Origin of the sequence: Proteiniborus sp. MB09-C3 (assembly GCF_030263895.1) — a bacterium.
Taxonomy (GTDB): Bacteria; Bacillota; Clostridia; order Tissierellales; family Proteiniboraceae; genus Proteiniborus.
Map to the genome: position 1 here is coordinate 3,502,975 of NZ_CP127161.1, position 18,076 is coordinate 3,521,050.

The following is an 18,076-nucleotide window of genomic DNA, read 5'->3' on the forward strand; positions in this document are numbered from 1 at the left end:
TCTCCTTATTTTTAACTATCTTGTAGATTTAAATAAAACTCAATAAAATTATCATAAAAACTGCTGTAACTAGCTCTGCTCCATACATTATCTTTATGGTGTCCTTAATATGATATATATTTAATTCCCTGTGCGCATCCCCTATAGCTGGCTTATATACTTTTTGTCCAAAATACGTATTCGTACCGCCAAGCTGTATTTCAAGCAATCCTGCAACTGCGGATTCTGGATATCCGCAGTTTGGGCTCTTATGATTATGTCTATCTCTCACGAGTATCTGCATACCTTTTTTACCGTTATAACCCAAAATCATTCCAGCTAGTATCATCAATATACTTCCTAGCCTTGCTGGTATAAGATTAGCAATGTCATCGAGCTTGGCAGATGCATAGCCTATCTTTGTATAAGGCTCCTGAATATAACCTACCATGGAGTCTAGAGTATTTATTGTTTTATATAACAGAATAGCTTGCACTGGAATATTGAAGCAAAAGCCTATTCCTAAGTAAAATAGTGGAGCAAGCACTCCATCAATTGTGTTTTCAGCTACTGTCTCTATAGCCCCTCTAATTATATCTTCAGAATTTAAATGTGTAGTATCTCTGCCTACCAGATAAGACAGCATTTGTCTGCTCTTTGTCATGTCATTTGATTCTAAAGCTTTATATACTTTCATAGTCTCTGTATCCAGACATTTAGCAGCTAACAGTGCATATATAAGATATATTTCTATAAATATCTTCAACAATGGATGAATCATTTCTGCTAAGACTAATGCTACGGTACTCACTACTAAGACAGTAACTATGGTAGCTGCTGTTAATATAAAGCCGCCTACCTTTAGATCTAGATTTAAGCTTCTAATAAGCTTTTCATATTTCTTTATAGCTGCTCCTATGAAACGTACAGGATGAGGCCAGCTTGGTGAGTCTCCTAAAACATAATCTAAAGCTATTGATATAACCAAAATAATACTATTACTCATCTTTGAGCCCCATTATTTCTTTAATCTTTTCTATGTCAACATTATTTCTAAATGTATCTGCAAGCCTTTCAAATTCTTTGTTTCTTAATTCCTTGAATTCTTGTTGAAGATTTAAGCTAGCATCCTCTTGTTTCATGCTCAATAACTGAATTGGTTTTTGAGCTATATTATAATCATTTTTAACAACTAGGCTATCCTCTTCTTCTAGGTCTATGTTCATATAAGGAACCACACCAAGACAAGGCTTGTTTACTAGCTCTTCAATCATTTTTATCCCTGGCTTTAATAGTTCTAAATCTCCTCTAAACTTGTTTATTATAAAACCCTTTATTCTATTTTTTTCATCCTCTGACATCAGCATGATAGTCCCATATATTGATGCAAATACTCCACCTCTATCTATATCTCCTATAAGAATTACCGGAGCATCTACTAATTCTGCTAGACCCATATTGACAATGTCATTTTCCCTTAGGTTGATTTCAGCTGGACTGCCTGCTCCTTCAATGACTATTGTGTCGAAGGATGAAGCTAACCTATCATATGCTTCTTTTATTAAGCCCTTTAGCTCTGTTTTTTCATTATGGTATTCTGAAGCAGTCATGTTTTTATAAGGCTCCCCATTTAGCACTACCAAGCTTCCAATATCACTCATAGGCTTTAATAGTATTGGATTCATATTTTCGTCTGGCTCTATCATAGCAGCTTCTGCCTGAATAGCCTGCGCTATAGATATTTCTTTATTGTTTTTTGTTAAAGTAGATTTAGAGGACATATTCTGTGATTTAAAGGGAGCTACATTGCAGCCATCCTGTTTTAATACTCTGCACAGTGTTGCAGTCAATATACTTTTACCAACTGATGAAGCAGTCCCCTGAAACATAATATTCTTTGCCATTAAATCACCTCCCTAAAATTAATCTTATGTAGGTCAAAAAAATGAAACGATTCATCCGAAACAATCGGGTTAGGTCATTTGCAGTTTCGAAGCACAAATTTGTTCACTCCCTACGGTCGTGCAAATTTGGTTCTCATTGCATTTGACCTACCTACGATTCTTTCGGAAAAGCATCCGAAACAATCGGGTTAGGTCATAAAAAAAAACACATAGGGCGCCCTATGTGTTAATTTCATACAATGAAGTTAACATGCTCCCCTCCGGAACAGTTAGTAGCTGGTTTCATGGCAGGTTTCCTGACTTACAGATCACTTTACTCTCTTCTCCTTCCCAGTTTCCTAGTGGACAATAGAAGATTTCATCCCTGTTTACAGTAGCGGGGGCTGTAGAGGATTTAAACCTCTTTCCCTTTTAACTTCTTTATAGAAGCACCCTGAAACTATTTAATTGTCTGATTACCTTTCTAGTATATTTGAATAATGTTTTTTTGTCAATGATATTAGGTCTTTAATTCTAGAAATCCCCCTTATCTTACGCTTTCTAATTTATGAAAGGCTTCCTTCTTTACTTTCTGCTTCTTTGTTTTTTTCTTCTGTTATTTTATCTTGTTCTATACTAATAGTTAACTCATCTATCTTAGCTTGAAGCGTAGCATTCTCATCTGTAAACTTTGTCACTTCCTTCGTCAACTGCTTAATCTTCATATTTTGCTTTATTTGTTTAATAAGACCTAATAAAAGTACAATTATTGCACCTACAATAGCAGACACTAATATAACCACAGCCTGAGATACTGTAAATTTTGCAAATAAAAAATTAATCTCTACATTTCCAGCATTTTGAATAGCAAATATAGCAACTAAAACAGCAAATAATAAAGACACAATAAATTTAAATTCCATGTTTACCTTCACCTGCATAAATTTCTCTCCCTTGTAAGTAATTTTCTACATAACTAATTATAACATTTTTAATTCACAATACACAATTCGCAATAAAAAAAGAGATTCTTCATGAAGAATCTCTTTTTTATATTTTTCCATCTTTCATATGAACTATCTTATCTCCAAAGGAAGCGATATTTATATCATGAGTTACTAGAATAATAGTTGTCCCTTTATAGTTCACGTCCTCTAAAATTGTCATAATATCTCTGCTAGATTAGTCTGTTGACCCAAGTGAAAAATAGAGCAGAAACAAATCTCATAAAATCCCCTACTTAAATAGATTCTCGACTTCTTCAGGTGCAAGAGGGATATCCATACCTTCTTCCCAAATTAAAATTCTATCATTGTCATCTTTACCTTCATAATAAGCCTTTTTCACATCTCTAATTATAATTCCTCCATCAAAGAATCTAATCGAAGGCTTCTCTTTAAAATCCTTTGTTAAATCAATAATTCTCCATTCAGTCCTCATGCTGTTTTTAGAACTGAATATGGATTTCAATATAGTCTTTTTTAAAGATATAATGTAATAAGAATCTTGTATATCCTTTTGTAACTCTCCTTGAAAAGATACTCCTGTCCCCTCTGATAAAATTGTAGATTCATCAGCACCCTTTATATCTATACCAAAGCAAATCTTTCCATCCCTGAGCTTATATACTCCTTTAAGAGTCACCTGCTCACTGGCTATAGAAACAGTCTTCTCATTAGCAAAATAGACCAACCCAACCATTAAAGCTATTATACTGACCAGTGAAACTGCCAATTTTATTATATAAGACTTTCTTATTTTTCCCAGGAAATCAATCCTGTCCTTTGCTTTAAACTCCTGAGCTTCAATATCTTTAGTCATCGCTTCATAGACTTCTTTACAATGGGTGCAATCATTTAAATGCTCCTCTATGAATTCATTGGTAGAAGGACTTGTCAGTTCATTTATATAATTCGGCAATAAATCATATACTAATTCACATTTATTCATTTTCTTTCAGCTCCTTTTGAATTTTTGTCTTTCCCCTATAGAAATTAACCCTTGCCCAAGTCTCATTTTTACCCATTATATCTCCTATTTCCTTAAAGCTTAATCCTCCTAAAATTCTCAAATACATTAACTCTCGAATTTCTCCTTTTAACTTTCTCATAGATTTATATATTTCTACCTGCCCTTCTTTATCCATAAATATCTTTTCAGGTGAGATAAAAATTGAATTGTTTTGTAAATCTTTTTCTTCTAACAAAATAGTCGAATATTTTTCATTTTTTCTTATTTCCTCATAAAATACAAATTTCCCAATTTGACAAAGCCAGGTAAGAACTTTGCATTCTCCTCGAAATTCTTTATGCTTTTCCATAGCCCTGTAAAAAGTTTCTGCAGTTAACTCCTCAGCAAGCCCTGGATCCCTAACAAGGGTTAAAAGATATTTATATACTGGCAAAGCATATGCTTTATAAATCTGATCCATATTCAACTCTCTTTCACCTGCCTCATATATAAGTGCTAATAAAACATATTTCGTTACATTATGGAAAAATATTTTGTTTATCTCTTAAACTATATATCTACTTAGGATTAATAGACAACCGTACTTTAGTCTATTATCATATTTCCAATCGAATAGATCTGTGTAGCATAACTGTTCAAGCATCAAACAAACCACATCTCAAAAAAGATGTGGTTTATCTAACGTTTAATTCTATATAATTCTTATTATATGTCCTAAATATCAACATGAATAATGCTTATAACCCATATTTCAATGCAATTTCCTTTAATTCTTCTCATGTTGGTGTTTCTGTAATTAAACTTGCTTTAGTAGATTCAACATAAGACTTTGCTTTTTCCATAGTTTCGTCTGGAATCATTGTATTCTTCAAACAAACCTGACTGAAAAACCAAAATTGCTGCTCATATTCTAAATTTTCTTCCTGCACAGCAATCAATCTTTTAAACCACTCCTCCTGCAATAATTTCGGATGAAAAGCGGATTCACGCCAGAGTGTCATTCCCAAATCTTTAAAATAATAAGTACAACTGAGATATTCATCCTCGCAGTCACAATCGTAATCACTAAGTTTCTTTAAGGAATCAAAAATATCTTCTGCTTTTGTATTAAATAAATCTATATCATTTAACATAACTTTATAGTTCTCAAGATTATTCATATATATTTCAGAAACTATATCTTCTATATAGGTAATATGGTAATCATCATATCGTACTAGAATTCCCTCTCCCTCTGGTTCTTCTTTACAGTAAGCAGGAAGAAGAATTTCTTCAACTTCTTTTCTTGTCATTCCAAATAAAATATTTCCTATTCCTTTATGCGGATAAACAATAACTGTCTTCATAGTATTCTCCTCCAGAACGAATAATAAGCCATATTTCTATACCTGTGAATCCCTTATTTCAATCTCTGTACCTTCTGGAGCTTTAATTTTAAATAAATATCCATCTTCAACCTTATATATTGTTTCTCCATTTTTAACTTTGAAGTTTTTATATCCTAATTTTCTTATCCTGTCAAATTCTTCTTGAATGTTATGGACTAAAAAACACATATGAACTATTCCTTCATTTAATGAACTCCATTGTTTTAACCTTTCCCCCTTTTTAGCAGTCTGTAATTCAATCATGAATGTTCCTAATTTTAACCAAGTATTAAAATCTCGTCTATGAAAGTTTTCAGTTTCTTTAACTAATTCAAATCCTAAAATCTTAGTATAAAATTCAAGTGATTCTTCATATTTTTCCGTTTGAATACATACATGATGCATCATTTTTATGCTCATAACACGCCTCCTCAAGCAGCTGTTTATATGATTTTATTAAAAATGCTTAAGCCATCACATTATTATTTCTAAGTTCATTATGTATAATATGTTTTCATATCTTACATTAAAGAGCTCAAAGTTAGCATGCTCATAATCTTGAACAAAGTTTTATACCAATCTGTATGAAAAAACATGGGTTTCCTTAATCATAATAGTCACCATAATCATCTTTGGTTAAATTGGTAATATATATTTTCCATTCCTCTATAACATTTGTTATATTTTCCATAGTTTCATCAGGTAGCTTTTCTTCAAACATAATAGTATCAACAGCTTCTTCTCCATATGTCCTAACATAAGTAAATAGAAATTTATTTAAGTCTATAAGTTGTTCCAGGACCTTTACCTAGTTTTTGTATTATGTTTTTATCTACAAGATTATTTATTATCCTAAGTGTCTTAGACTTACTAAATCCTGATTTTTCATCTATTTCTCCCCTTGAAAGTTCTACTTCATCTTTCACTATATCAAGTATAAGCACCTCTTCTTCTGATAAATCCAATTGATTAAAATTTGTAGTTGGTAATAACATACATATGCTATTTCTACTTATATCAAAGCTTGGTTTAGATAGGTTTCTTTCATATTCCTTATTTATTCTCGCTATCCCAGTTCCGAACTTTTCTATAATGTCTAATCTGTAGAACACTCCTGCTATTATTGGGTTTCTTAATACTGAAATATTCCCATATAAATACTCATCTTTAGAAATACCTTCTGGTAATCCTCCGGGTGAAATTATCTCTATCCTATCTTCATACATAGATATTTGTATATATGAATTTATATCCCAAATTCTATGAACTATTGCATTAGCTAGAGCTTCTCTAAAAGCTTCCTTAGGAATTAGTTCTTTTTTAACTCTTATATACCCTTCTATTTCCTCATATTGATAGTATTGTTCAAAGATTTCTATGGCTCTATCATATTGAGATAATAAAGATTTTTTATTGATAGTTTCCCTATATAGAATTTTGCTGATATCTTTTCCAAACCTTACTATATCAATTCCGGAAAACTCCATATTGTTATCGTCAGCTAATAGTTCTGCAGCAATATTATAATATCCATCTTTATTATAGAGACCTAAAGTCTTTAAAATATCTAAATTTATATTTTTTATTCCTGTTTTTTCTTTTAGCTTAAATTCTAATTTATTAAATTCTAAGTCTTGAGATGATGACCCTGCCTCTTCATAATCCATATTTATTCCCTCAATAGCTAATCTTCTTAATTCAAATCTATCCACCTCTAAAGTAGCAGAATCCGATCTCTTATAAGCTTTTCCCTTATAGTAATATGGTGTATCTCTGCCTTTCATAACATTTAATACGATAATAGTCTTTTCGCCTATTTTTTTCACTTCTATTTTAAAATTTGGGGCAGGTTCTATAGAGTCATTTATCATATTCTCTATCCTAAGGCATTCGTCTTCTACACGGTCTATTCCTATCAAATCACCACTATCATCTATTCCAAATATAATCTGTCCGTCATTATAATTTGAATAAGCACTAACTGTTTTTAAAAATGTCTTAGTTATCTCTTTTTTAAATTCTAAATTAAATTTTTCTTTCATTCCCATAAACAACACTACCTCCCTGATATCCATAGCAAAATTTTATCATAAATATTTATTGTTTGCAACGATACATAGAATTGTTGCATTTATCGTTTCACTTTAATGCGATTGCTTGATTATCGTTGCATAACAATAGAGGCGATATTTATGTTCTCATTTATAAATATTACTTTCTGCCTTTTTAAAATTTATTAAGGATGCAAATTCAGATCTATTGATTTGTCAAAATTTTCTACTAGTGTCATTGTAGTATGGTTATAATTAATATCTTCATATTTCTCATATACGAAATGACCCCTTTTTAATATAATCACTTTCTCTTGAATCATCTCCTCATTAGAACTCAATTAAATTAATCGTACCATTATTTTGAATATTATGAAAACTGTGCGTAGGACATGTCACCGATTCGCATGTAAAATAGCCATTTATATTCCATGGCTTAGATATAAAAATCCCCCAAACCTAAGTCTGAGGGAAAATCTAAAATATACTCAGAAAAATTCAAAGGGCTCAAAGTTAGCATGCTCATAATCTTGAATAAAATTTTGTACCAATCTGTATGAAAAAACATAGACTACCTTAATCATAATAGTTACCATAATCATCTTTGGTTAAATTGGTAATATATATTTTCCATTCCTCTATAGTATCTGTCATATTCTTCATAGTTCCATCAGGTAATTTTTCTTCAAACATAATAGTATCAACAGCTTCTTCTCCATATGTCCTATCTATAAAATTAAACAGTGAAATCCAATAAATAGTTGGATATGTCCACCCGCTCACATAAAATAACTGGGGTATCTCTTCTCCAGATTCAATAAATGTATGGATCAATAAATCATTAAAAAGTAAGTGATAATCATCTTGATTGAGCTTTCTTCCTAAATACTTTTCAACTTCAGCTAATGGGTCGATTAAAATCAGCTCATTTTTTTGAATATTCTCTATGGCAGCTTTATACCAATAATTCAGGAAATAGTCCAGCTGAAAGTTACGAGAATAATATACTGCTCTCATTTCATCATATGCTGTATATTTAAACTTTCGATTAAAGCAATCATCCACAAAATGGACAAATTCGTGACTAAATGAAGATGCTGTGTCAAGGCTAATTTTACGGGAATATTTCTCATATTTTCCAACCAATCTATCGCCAGTGTCATTATAAATTCCATTATAAACTTCAACAGTGATAGTTGGAAGCTTACTGCTATCAAATTCCAATACTTCTTCAAGTCTTGATATTTCCTCATAGAAAATATTCATATAATCATAGAATGTTTTTGTATCATCATGAATATTAGGATAATGATCCGAAAGTAACTCTTTGTTATTTAGGTACAAAACCCAATAAATATTTTCTGTAGAAAAAGCAATAGTATTATCTTTTGGGTTCTGATTAAAAACTTCTCTATTTACTATTCTAATATCCTTAAAATCACCACCATTATTCTCAATCCATTCATCCAAAACTTCACTAACCTTATTAGCATGTACTGATTCCGATGATTTTTTCATTAAATCAAATAAATACTCGCCTCCATATTTATCTAAGATATAATTAACTAATTCTGTTGCAACATATTTTGCTATTTCTACCTCTGATTCAGAAGCAATCTCAGGTGTGAAATTAATATAGGATAAGAACATGTAATCCCAATACTCTTCTATTTCTTCAATACTATAATTATTAACTTCCTCAAATTTTAAGTCATAGGTTTTAGCTATATCATGTATTACACCATACATAAGTCCATAATTTAGGTAATCTGAGAATTCATGTTGCAAAATAATCTGCATCAGTTCAAAGTCAATTATGTTTTCAAAGTCAATTATTATTTCATTTTTGGGATGATCAATTCTTGTATTATTTGCTATGATAAATTTCACTTCATCAAGCTCATAACCCTTATCATCAAAGTACTTATACACTTTATCTATTTTTGACTTTATCTCCTTTACCTGTTCATCTGTTATGCCCTCAACTCCTGTAATAGTATAGCTGTACTCCTTACTGGTTGGTAAAACAGCACAACCTACAAAGCATAATATAGCAATTATGACTATAATTAATATCTTCATATTTCTCATATACAAAATGACCCCTTTTTTTAATATAGTTACTGTCCCTTGAATCATATCCTCATTAGAACATCGTTCAATATATTAACTTATAGAAAGTAACACTTAAGTAGTAAACCATTTTATTCTATGGGATTTTATCTCTTTTAATATAATTGATGAAACAATTATATTACTTGCTTCATCAATCGAATTAATCATATCATTATTTTGAATATTATGCAAATTATAACTAATTTGTATATAAAACAGCTACAAGACAGTTATTGCCTATTATAAGTAAGTAAAATAGCCATTTATATCCCCATGGCTTAGATATAAAAATCCCTCAAACCTAAGTCTGAGGGAAAATCTAAAATATACTTTTTTTAAGTTAGTAAACTTCATAGAATAATTCCGACTAATTTGAATCCTTTTTAGACTTGTCCTGAAGAAAATTACGGCTATAATAATATTCCATATTTCTGAAATCATCATATAGCTTTTGATTTTCAGGTGATAGCTCTGATGTATACTTACCATTTTCCTTAAAATATACTTGATTGACTACGTCAATATTAGCTTTAAAATCCGTTAAAAACTGCATGTATTCATTGCCTTCCCATCCAAAGTACTGGAATATCTCAGGCATGAGGAAGTTTGGACTTATGTTTTTGCCCTCGCTACTAAAATCCTTCCCAGCAACTTGCTTTGCAGCATCATTTCCCCAAATTATATATGGAGTTTCGTAATAATTTAGAAATCCTTCTTCGCTTGAAAAGTCAAGATTTATGTCTAGCATACTATAGCCTGTGGCACCCTCTCCAAGCCATGGGTTATGATCTCCAAAAAACACTACTACTGTTGGCTCTTCTTCATTTCTAAAATAATCAACAAGCTTCTTTATAGCAGAGTCTGTCTTATATATGCCTGCTAGATAATTATTGATTATATTGTAGGTTCCTTCATCATAGTGATCTTTTTTAGCTAAAAATTGGTTGTCTGAATATTTTTCATTAGAATAAGGGCCATGATTTTGATATGTTACAGATAAATTAAAATAAGGCTGATTATTTTCCTTGCTATCCTCATATCCTTTTATTATATAATCAAAGAATTCCATATCCTCATAAAAAGCTTCTTGTATAGCCTGATATTTATTTTCGTAATAATCAAATGAATCAAAACCTAGATATTCGTTCACGTTACGTCTATTATAAAACCATCCATAAATAGGATGCATGGCTTCTGTTCTGTATCCTTGCTCCTTGAAATACCTTACAAAGGAGTTAGTATTTTTTATATAATTAGGATGAGTATTAAACCCGGTAGCAAATGCTCTTTCTGTGTCAATTGTCCCTCCAGCAAAGATATTTGTAACTAAATTTCCATGTAAAGACTCCTTCTGAATTTGATGAAAGTTCTCATAAGGGTCTATTCCAAATTCTACACCATCAAACTTTGAGAAATCATTATATGCCTCTAGCATTACGGCAATAACATTAATCTTTTTATTTTCAGGGATGTCACTATACTTATATTTATTCAATTCTTCTATTGCTTTATCCTCATCGTATCCTTCAAGCTCTGTATCCTTTGCACCTTGGATACTGTATATAAAAGGATATACAAAGCCTTTTGACTGGAACTGTTGAGTCTGAGACCATACATTAATTATGGACTTATCGCCTACGCTAGCATAAGTTTCATAATTAAAATAAGGCTTACCAAAGATAATTATACTTAATACACAAACAAATGTTAAAGAATATAGTCTTATTTTTCTGGATGTAATTTTATAGTTTAAAAACATCTTTAGTATTACTGTTATAATAATTAGTCCTACTATTAAAATAACCATATTTCGGGTTAATTGAATCTCATATTTACCTTTCATCTCCATAGATTCTTTTATTAGCTTTATATCTATAAAAGAAAAGGGATCATCTCTAAAGGTAAGCTTAAATCTATTGACTATAGACATAGTGACAAATAGCAGCCAAGATGAAAGAAAGCCTACCCACAACCTATTAGAAATAATATAAACAAAAGACATAAATAAAAAGATTGGAACTAAATTCATTAGTATTAATTTTATACTTTTAAAGTAACTCAAAAACATTGGCATGTTCCATGTTGAGCTAGAAAATATAAATGTCACAGACATTATAAAAAAGCTTAATGCAAATAAAACAAATATGGTAAATAGCTTCTCTAGAAATTTGTTTTTAAACTGAAAAATATTTTTAATCATAAGTTATTGTCCTCCAAACTAAAAGTGATTTTATAATATAGTAGCAAATAACTATAAAATTACTTCACAATTAATTATACACTTTTTTTGCCTTTTATGTAATAGTAAAAAGTAGAACACCACATAAAGCCAAAATTTATGTTGTAAAAAAGCCTCTAGAGCCTAAAAAAACAAGAGACGGATTAATCCGTCTCTCAATGTACCCTATTTTTGTCGTGGAAAAGACTAGTTCATTCCACAGATGATGCGTAGCCTATTTTATACTTAGCAGGTTATATACCACAACTGCTGCTTGTTCTTTTGTCATATTAGTTTTAGGATTAAAGATATCATTATCTCCTTCAACTACTCCCAAGCCTGATGCTATGGCAACATACCCTATAAGCTCTGAAGATATCTTATCTGCATCTTTAAAGCTTAGCTTGTAAATATCTTTTAAATTTGCTACTTTTTCATATCCTAATGCCCTCACAACATACTTTGCTGCCTCTTCCTTTGTAATTGTTGATTCAGGTGATTTCTCGTTTTCTTGTATTATCTTTTCGTTAATTAAATACTTATATAGTTTTTCAATAAAATCTTTGTCTTCATCTGAAACATCATAATAAGAGTTTTTAGCTTTTAATATCAAGTATAGAAATTCCTTTTGTTTTATATTTGCTTTAGGATTAAATTTATCACCTGAGAATGATACTCCATACTTTGCTAATGTCTCTATTTGCATCTTTGCATAGCTATCTTCAATATCGCTATATTGAGAAACAGTATTGTCCTTATATGGTCTATTTAATCCATATAAAAGTTCTCCTGTAAAAGCATCTATATTCAATGGTTTATCCTTTTTAATAGCATAAATGAGTTTAGCATTATTTTCTTCTTTTTCTTGTTCATCATATATTACGTAATCCTTTGCATATTGAAGCTCCATGCCTATTTTGTTATATAAAATATCATATGCCTTATCTAAATTGATTGCTTTATCAGTTGACGGAAGCTGACCTTTGTACCAGTTGTAGTTATAGTTTGTAATTTCCCCTGTCACCGCATCCATATTTAGGTCAAAACCATTTCCTTGGAAATAAGCATTGCCTACCTTTCTAATAAATGTGAAGTACTGCTGTCTTGGCATTTCTTCTGATAAAGGCCTAACTATTGGCTCATTTATATCTATAAGTTCTACTGAATTAAACTTATCTTTTTGCACTTTCTTTATAAATTCTTCAGCCTTCTTTTGCAATTCCTCTCTATCGTATTTAGCTACTGCTTTTTCTGAGTAAGGAACATACTTGTAGAAGCTTTTAATATCTTTATTTTTTGCATCTACAGATATGTTAATATGGTTTTCTTCTTTATGAGAAAAACTCATACTCCACATAAAATCATCTTTGTTATACCATTGAGAATATAGATTTATATTGTTTAATTTATATTCATCGTCTATTTGTAATATTTGTCTTGCAACCTTTTCCGCTTCCTCTTTGCTAATTATATCTTTAGCTTTTGACACTGCTTCTAACTCTTCAGGAGAAAGGCTTACGCTACCTGCTACATTATCTGCAGCCATTTCTTTATCTGCTACATCATCATTTCCATATCCTATATAATAATTAAAGCTTGTTGGCTCTCCAGTTTTTGCGTCAATTTCTTTATCATTATTTAAACTTGTATAAACTATATACGGAGTAAGCTCTCTATTCCTGCGCTCAAGCTTATATACTAATTTTAGGCCTATTTTTTCAGCATAAGCTTTTTTTGCATCTTCTAACCCTATTATGCCATCCTTACTATCAAATTTAATATTCTTATCCCAATAACAGTTAAAGCTCTGTACTTCTCCTGTCATATTGTCTACATTTACATATATACGGTTTTGGTAGAAAGGTACTCCATTTTCTATTCTATAATAGTTATAATAATACGTTCTATCATAAACATTTAAGGGCTCGTTGCTCTCTATATACATTACCTTATCTACTACTTCAGGAACTACCTTCTTGAGAAAATTATTTGCTTTCTCTAATCCTTCTTCTTTACTAACTTTAGGCAGAGTATCGTTGCCTCTTTCTAAATTATAGTTATATTTATAGTAATCCCTTACCATGCCGTCAGAATCAATAGTTACCTGCAGATCCCCTGCTTTTTCAGTACTATCATACCATCTTAAATAATACTCTACTGTCCCAGAATAACTGTTAATTTGATATTCGAACTTATCATAATCACTAGTGATGTTAAATAATGTTTTTGCTTTTTTGATGACATTTTCCAACTCTTTATCATACCCTTCAAGAGCGCTAACAGGCATAACAAAAGTAAACAACATAAATAATGCTAAAATTAGACTTATACTCCTTTTCACGCTAAACCCTCCTATTTATTCTAATGATTATATTTAAGACGCATTAATAAAAGGGAAAGTTCCATATCATAGAAAAAACTATTTAAAAATAACCTTATCGCAATTAAATACAAAATCCATATGGAATGGACATTCGTTTTTTCCGCCAAATAGATTATTCATTCCTAGTGCTATATGATAAGTTCCTAGCGCTTTTTCATCAAATAAACTATGACCAGTTAAATCTTTAATCTTAGGATTAAGTCCAATACCAAACTCACATAGAATTCTATGATTATCCGGTAAGGAGAGTAAAAAATTCTCAAGCTGTTCTGATGAGCATTTAACAAGACTGCCATCCTTAAAAGTCATATGTACATTCTCATAGTTTTGTCCTCTAAAAATGATTTGTGGAATAAGCAATTTCCCATGACTATTGCCTTCTATAGGTGCTATATAGATTTCTCCTGGAGGGAAATCACCACATCCATCATCTGCGTGCCATTGTCTGTTACTAATATCTAGCTTCAATGAATATTCTTTTCCAGTAACTATCTCTATGCTTTTCTTGCCTTTAAGAGCTTCAATTTTATCTTTGCAGACTTTTTTTAATTCTTTAAAATCTACAGATAGGGCATTGCATAGTATATCTTTATAAAGGCTATACTCAATACCTGCATTATCAGCATTTATTTCTGTAGGCATATTTAGCTGTATATAATACTCCTTATTATCAGTCAATGCTTTAAATAATCCAGCTAGACTTTTTTTGAACATGGGGATATCTTCTTCTAGTATTCCTTCTGGAAAGCTTGGAGGATACATGAATATATCCACTGCATTTTTAAAAGAAGATAATACCTCAAAATATCCACTAGAAATATTTTCTTCATTTCTTATTAAATTAAGAACTACCTTTTCAAAAAAATTTCTTGAGCAATGATGTTTAAAGGGAATTATTCCTTTTCTGCTTAGGTTTTCCGAGATCAGATCCAAAACCTCTAAATCTTCATTATCTCCCCAAAAATTCAATAAAACAAAATCTCCTTTTTCAAATGGAAATCCTTCGCAAATATTTGAAATTACGTCTATAAAATCCATAATATCTCCTCCTATTATTTTCTGTTTCTGTATGTATCGAATTAATATTAACATATGGAATTCAAAAATGCAATCTATTTTGGTTTATATAGAAATAAATCTTGACTATTTAATTATATAACTATTGAAATACTATATGAAATGATGTAGAATAATAATATAAAATATTAGGAGGATGTACGATATGAAGGATGCAAATTGGCTGAAAGAAGCTTATCTTCTTTTCTTAGATGAAAGGCAAGCAAATTTAAAAGCTCTTATTGAAAATTTACATGAAGAAGAACGTATAGATGAGGCTATTTTAGAAAAAATAAAACTCAACATAGTTGAAATTTTCTCTAAAATATTTAACATTAGTATCTCTAATAATTGCGAAGCTTCTAAAGAAAAGTATTTAAGTTATTTAGATAAAATATCTAGTCCTTGGCAAATAAATAAACTTAAAGCTATAGAATTTGATAGAGAACAAGAAATCATAATAGAAAGCATTAAAATTCAAGAAGCAGATGAGCTAAAATCTAAGTTTTTAGAATATTATAGCCAAAGCACTGAGCAAGGAGTGATGTGATTGAACTCAATAAAAATATTTAAATGTTTATCTGACAGTTCAAGGCTAAAGATAATAAATAGTCTAATGATAGAGCCTATGTATGTGGAATTATTAGCAGAAAGACTTGATCTGTCTACTTCAACTGTATCCTTTCATCTAAAAAAACTAATGGATGCTGATATAGTTTCTTCTGAGAAGGAACAGTATTATACAATCTACAGCTTAAATGAAGAGATATTTTCTCTAAATCTTAAAGATTTGATAAAAGATAACAGAAAAGAAGAAGATATATTAGAACAAAGAGAGAAAAAATACAGAGATGGAGTTATAAAATCTTTCTTTCAATATGATAAATTAAAAGAAATACCGGTACAAAATAAAAAGAAGCAAATTGTACTAGAGAAAATAGTAGAAAGCTTTGAAGAAAACAGGAATTATACGGAAAAAGAAGTCAATCTTATAATATCTGATTTCCATGATGATTTTTGCACAATAAGGAGAGATTTAATAGGGTTTGGCCTTATGGAAAGAAAAGATGGAATATACAAAAGAAAAATAGATGTTTAGCTCATTCAACGATATTTAACAGACTGAAATTAGCTTAAGGGGGAATTTTCCCCCTTTTCATAAAATCACCTCTAGATAAAGCTAAAGAGGATCTTCCTAGTCCTCTAATATTTTAATGCCTACTAATTTCATTAAATATTTTGCATTTGTTGATGTAGATTTACCTTCCCTGATTTTATAGCCAAAATATATTTTATTGTTTCTGTACTGTTCAGAAAAATTATAATTCACTATACGATCATGTTTATCTAATGTACATAGCTCTAAATCATGGGTTGTTATGGCTCCTATTGTTCCTAATTCATTAAGATTTGCTAAAACATTTTTAGCACCGAGTATCCTATCTTTAGAGTTCGTTCCTCTAAAAATCTCATCAATAAGAAAAATCAGCTTTCTATCCTTTTCCGCATAATTGATTATTTCTTTAATTCTAAGAAGCTCTGCATAAAAAGTTGATATACCGTTTTTCAAATCATCTGTAACTCTCATACATGTAAATATATTCATTATTGCACATGACATTTTAGTAGCATATACAGGTGCACCACTATATGCTAATACTAGATTAATACCTATTGTTCTTAAAAAAGTGGTTTTGCCAGACATATTTGATCCAGTAATAATAAAAATATTGTCATCCAAGCTTATATTATTCAATACTCTTTCTTTACTATTTATTAAGGGATGGCCTAAGGATGTAGCCCTTACACTTAACTTAGAGTTATCAATAGTTGGGAAAGAATTATTTTCATCTACATGTAGCAAAACACTTAGACTCATAAGAGATTCTATTTCTCCTATGGCTTCAATCCATTTCTTAACTTCTAATCCATACTTGTTTTTCCAATATTCTAATGAAAAAACACATTCATAATCCCATAATAGTAACCCATTTAGTATAAAATATGGGATGGGACTGTGTCTAATATTAATTTTTTCTGAAATTTTATCTAATTCTTTTATTACTAACATAGATGAATATTTTTCATTGAACAACACCTTTTTTATATCATTTAGTTTTTTAGATTTAAAATTCTCTTTTTCTATTAGCTCTAATATGTTTTTATAGGTCTCTAAATTATATTTAAAATCTCCCACTGTATTCATAGTTCTACTGTTTTTTGAAAAACCTATTAGCCACATTATATATTGAAAGAAGATTAATGCTGCAGACAGCATATACATATTTTCAATTTTAAATATTATGATTGCAAAAGATAGTGGAGTAAATATTATGGGCATAATATGAATTAATTGCTTAATCGTTTTAGATCTTATTGAGGTTTCTTCACTTTCAGCATATTTAATCACTTTTTCTGGGCTTTGAAGCTTTTCCTTATGTTTACCTGATATGTATTCTAGGCTTTGACAAAAATCTAGCTTTTCGCTTAATTCTTTTATTGCTTGCTGTCTTAATGCTATTTCGCCCTCATCATATTGGGCTTGTAATAAAGTATTAGTTAGTCTTGCCCTTCCATGCCAAGTATTAGTTATATTAATAAGTTGAAATAAAGAGCCTTGCCCTACTATGTCTAAGTCGAATGAATATCTATGCTTTCTATCTACAAATTCTTCTCCAGCATCATTAAAGTCAATCCAACTTCCATCGATTCTAGCTAAATATCTGTTATTTATATCTATGATTCCTCTTGAGAAATTTAACTTATCTTTAATTGCATTATGATATATTATTAAGCAGATAAACAGTATACATAGGACACATACTGAAATTAAATAGTTCTTGGTAAAGCTGACTTTGAAAACAGCATATAGAGCACATATAATTACTACAAAGGTTATAATCCTAGCAGTACTGATTAAACTGGATTTTTTATTGTATTGTTCAATGATTTCATTATGCTTTTGTATTCTCATAATAAACTTATCTCTAATCATGAAAAATCCTCATCCCATCATATAGCATTTTAAATATTTCATTAATCTTTAATTTAAT

15 protein-coding genes and 1 riboswitch are annotated in these 18,076 nt (G+C 30.2%); of the genes, 2 read left to right on the forward strand and 13 right to left on the reverse strand.

Annotation, left to right across the window (positions count from 1 at the left end; genetic code table 11):
* Positions 1–28: 28 nt before the first annotated feature.
* The 12 genes from cbiB to QO263_RS17265 all read right to left on the reverse strand — a co-directional run bounded on the left by cbiB (position 29) and on the right by QO263_RS17265 (position 15,005).
* Complete coding sequence (gene cbiB, locus QO263_RS17210) at positions 29–985, reverse strand: adenosylcobinamide-phosphate synthase CbiB (RefSeq protein ID WP_285624131.1); 957 nt, start codon at positions 983–985, stop codon at positions 29–31.
* Positions 978–1,883, reverse strand: coding sequence for a cobyric acid synthase (locus tag QO263_RS17215; RefSeq protein WP_285624133.1), 906 nt, complete (start codon positions 1,881–1,883; stop codon positions 978–980). Before QO263_RS17215 ends, cbiB begins: the two co-directional genes overlap by 8 nt.
* Positions 1,884–2,152: 269 nt before the next feature.
* Positions 2,153–2,334: riboswitch (cobalamin riboswitch) on the reverse strand.
* A gap of 94 nt (positions 2,335–2,428) precedes the next feature.
* Positions 2,429–2,803, reverse strand: a complete 375-nt coding sequence (locus QO263_RS17220; RefSeq protein WP_285624135.1) for a LapA family protein — start codon at positions 2,801–2,803, stop codon at positions 2,429–2,431.
* Between the two features lie 295 nt (positions 2,804–3,098).
* Complete coding sequence (locus tag QO263_RS17225; RefSeq protein WP_285624137.1) at positions 3,099–3,812, reverse strand: anti-sigma factor; 714 nt, start codon at positions 3,810–3,812, stop codon at positions 3,099–3,101.
* Positions 3,805–4,293 (reverse strand): RNA polymerase sigma factor, encoded by a 489-nt coding sequence (locus QO263_RS17230; RefSeq protein ID WP_285624140.1) that lies wholly within the window; start codon positions 4,291–4,293, stop codon positions 3,805–3,807. Before QO263_RS17230 ends, QO263_RS17225 begins: the two co-directional genes overlap by 8 nt.
* Positions 4,294–4,609: 316 nt before the next feature.
* Complete coding sequence (locus QO263_RS17235) at positions 4,610–5,179, reverse strand: hypothetical protein (RefSeq protein WP_285624142.1); 570 nt, start codon at positions 5,177–5,179, stop codon at positions 4,610–4,612.
* A 36-nt stretch (positions 5,180–5,215) separates the two neighbouring features.
* On the reverse strand, positions 5,216–5,620 hold the full coding sequence (locus QO263_RS17240) for a VOC family protein (protein WP_285624144.1): 405 nt from the start codon (positions 5,618–5,620) through the stop codon (positions 5,216–5,218).
* Positions 5,621–5,973: 353 nt separating this feature from the next.
* Positions 5,974–7,248: an ATP-binding protein gene (locus tag QO263_RS17245; RefSeq protein WP_285624146.1), complete on the reverse strand. Its 1,275-nt coding sequence runs from the start codon at positions 7,246–7,248 to the stop codon at positions 5,974–5,976.
* 579 nt (positions 7,249–7,827) lie between these two features.
* Positions 7,828–9,342: a hypothetical protein gene (locus QO263_RS17250; protein ID WP_285624147.1), complete on the reverse strand. Its 1,515-nt coding sequence runs from the start codon at positions 9,340–9,342 to the stop codon at positions 7,828–7,830.
* Between the two features lie 391 nt (positions 9,343–9,733).
* Positions 9,734–11,566, reverse strand: a complete 1,833-nt coding sequence (locus QO263_RS17255) for an LTA synthase family protein (protein ID WP_285624148.1) — start codon at positions 11,564–11,566, stop codon at positions 9,734–9,736.
* Positions 11,567–11,819: 253 nt separating this feature from the next.
* Entirely contained in the window at positions 11,820–13,925 is a 2,106-nt protein-coding gene (locus tag QO263_RS17260; protein WP_285624151.1) for an S-layer homology domain-containing protein, read from the reverse strand.
* A 78-nt stretch (positions 13,926–14,003) separates the two neighbouring features.
* Positions 14,004–15,005: an aminopeptidase gene (locus QO263_RS17265; protein WP_285624153.1), complete on the reverse strand. Its 1,002-nt coding sequence runs from the start codon at positions 15,003–15,005 to the stop codon at positions 14,004–14,006.
* A gap of 184 nt (positions 15,006–15,189) precedes the next feature.
* Here QO263_RS17265 and QO263_RS17270 point away from each other — a divergent pair, with 184 nt between their 5' ends.
* Both QO263_RS17270 and QO263_RS17275 read left to right on the forward strand, forming a co-directional pair.
* Positions 15,190–15,573 (forward strand): hypothetical protein, encoded by a 384-nt coding sequence (locus QO263_RS17270; protein ID WP_285624155.1) that lies wholly within the window; start codon positions 15,190–15,192, stop codon positions 15,571–15,573.
* The gene (locus QO263_RS17275; protein WP_285624156.1) at positions 15,574–16,122 is read left to right on the forward strand and encodes a DUF2087 domain-containing protein; all 549 of its coding nucleotides are present in this window, start codon (positions 15,574–15,576) and stop codon (positions 16,120–16,122) included.
* Positions 16,123–16,218: 96 nt separating this feature from the next.
* On the opposite strand, the gene QO263_RS17280 is transcribed toward QO263_RS17275, so the two are convergent.
* A complete protein-coding gene (locus tag QO263_RS17280) occupies positions 16,219–18,018 on the reverse strand; it encodes a MutS-related protein (protein ID WP_285624158.1) in 1,800 nt (599 codons plus the stop codon).
* Between the last annotated feature and the right edge of the window lie 58 nt (positions 18,019–18,076).

Excerpts from the sequence above, each read along its gene's own strand:
- QO263_RS17240 (WP_285624144.1), bottom strand. The coding sequence starts at position 5,620 with ATGAGCATAAAAATGATGCATCATGTATGTATTCAAACGGAAAAATAT.
- QO263_RS17230 (WP_285624140.1), bottom strand. The coding sequence starts at position 4,293 with ATGGATCAGATTTATAAAGCATATGCTTTGCCAGTATATAAATATCTT.
- QO263_RS17215 (WP_285624133.1), bottom strand. The coding sequence starts at position 1,883 with ATGGCAAAGAATATTATGTTTCAGGGGACTGCTTCATCAGTTGGTAAA.
- QO263_RS17270 (WP_285624155.1), top strand. The coding sequence starts at position 15,190 with ATGAAGGATGCAAATTGGCTGAAAGAAGCTTATCTTCTTTTCTTAGAT.
- cbiB (WP_285624131.1), bottom strand. The coding sequence starts at position 985 with ATGAGTAATAGTATTATTTTGGTTATATCAATAGCTTTAGATTATGTT.
- QO263_RS17280 (WP_285624158.1), bottom strand. The coding sequence starts at position 18,018 with ATGATTAGAGATAAGTTTATTATGAGAATACAAAAGCATAATGAAATC.
- QO263_RS17235 (WP_285624142.1), bottom strand. The coding sequence starts at position 5,179 with ATGAAGACAGTTATTGTTTATCCGCATAAAGGAATAGGAAATATTTTA.
- QO263_RS17255 (WP_285624148.1), bottom strand. The coding sequence starts at position 11,566 with ATGATTAAAAATATTTTTCAGTTTAAAAACAAATTTCTAGAGAAGCTA.
- QO263_RS17220 (WP_285624135.1), bottom strand. The coding sequence starts at position 2,803 with ATGCAGGTGAAGGTAAACATGGAATTTAAATTTATTGTGTCTTTATTA.
- QO263_RS17250 (WP_285624147.1), bottom strand. The coding sequence starts at position 9,342 with ATGAGAAATATGAAGATATTAATTATAGTCATAATTGCTATATTATGC.
- QO263_RS17265 (WP_285624153.1), bottom strand. The coding sequence starts at position 15,005 with ATGGATTTTATAGACGTAATTTCAAATATTTGCGAAGGATTTCCATTT.
- QO263_RS17225 (WP_285624137.1), bottom strand. The coding sequence starts at position 3,812 with ATGAATAAATGTGAATTAGTATATGATTTATTGCCGAATTATATAAAT.
- QO263_RS17245 (WP_285624146.1), bottom strand. The coding sequence starts at position 7,248 with ATGGGAATGAAAGAAAAATTTAATTTAGAATTTAAAAAAGAGATAACT.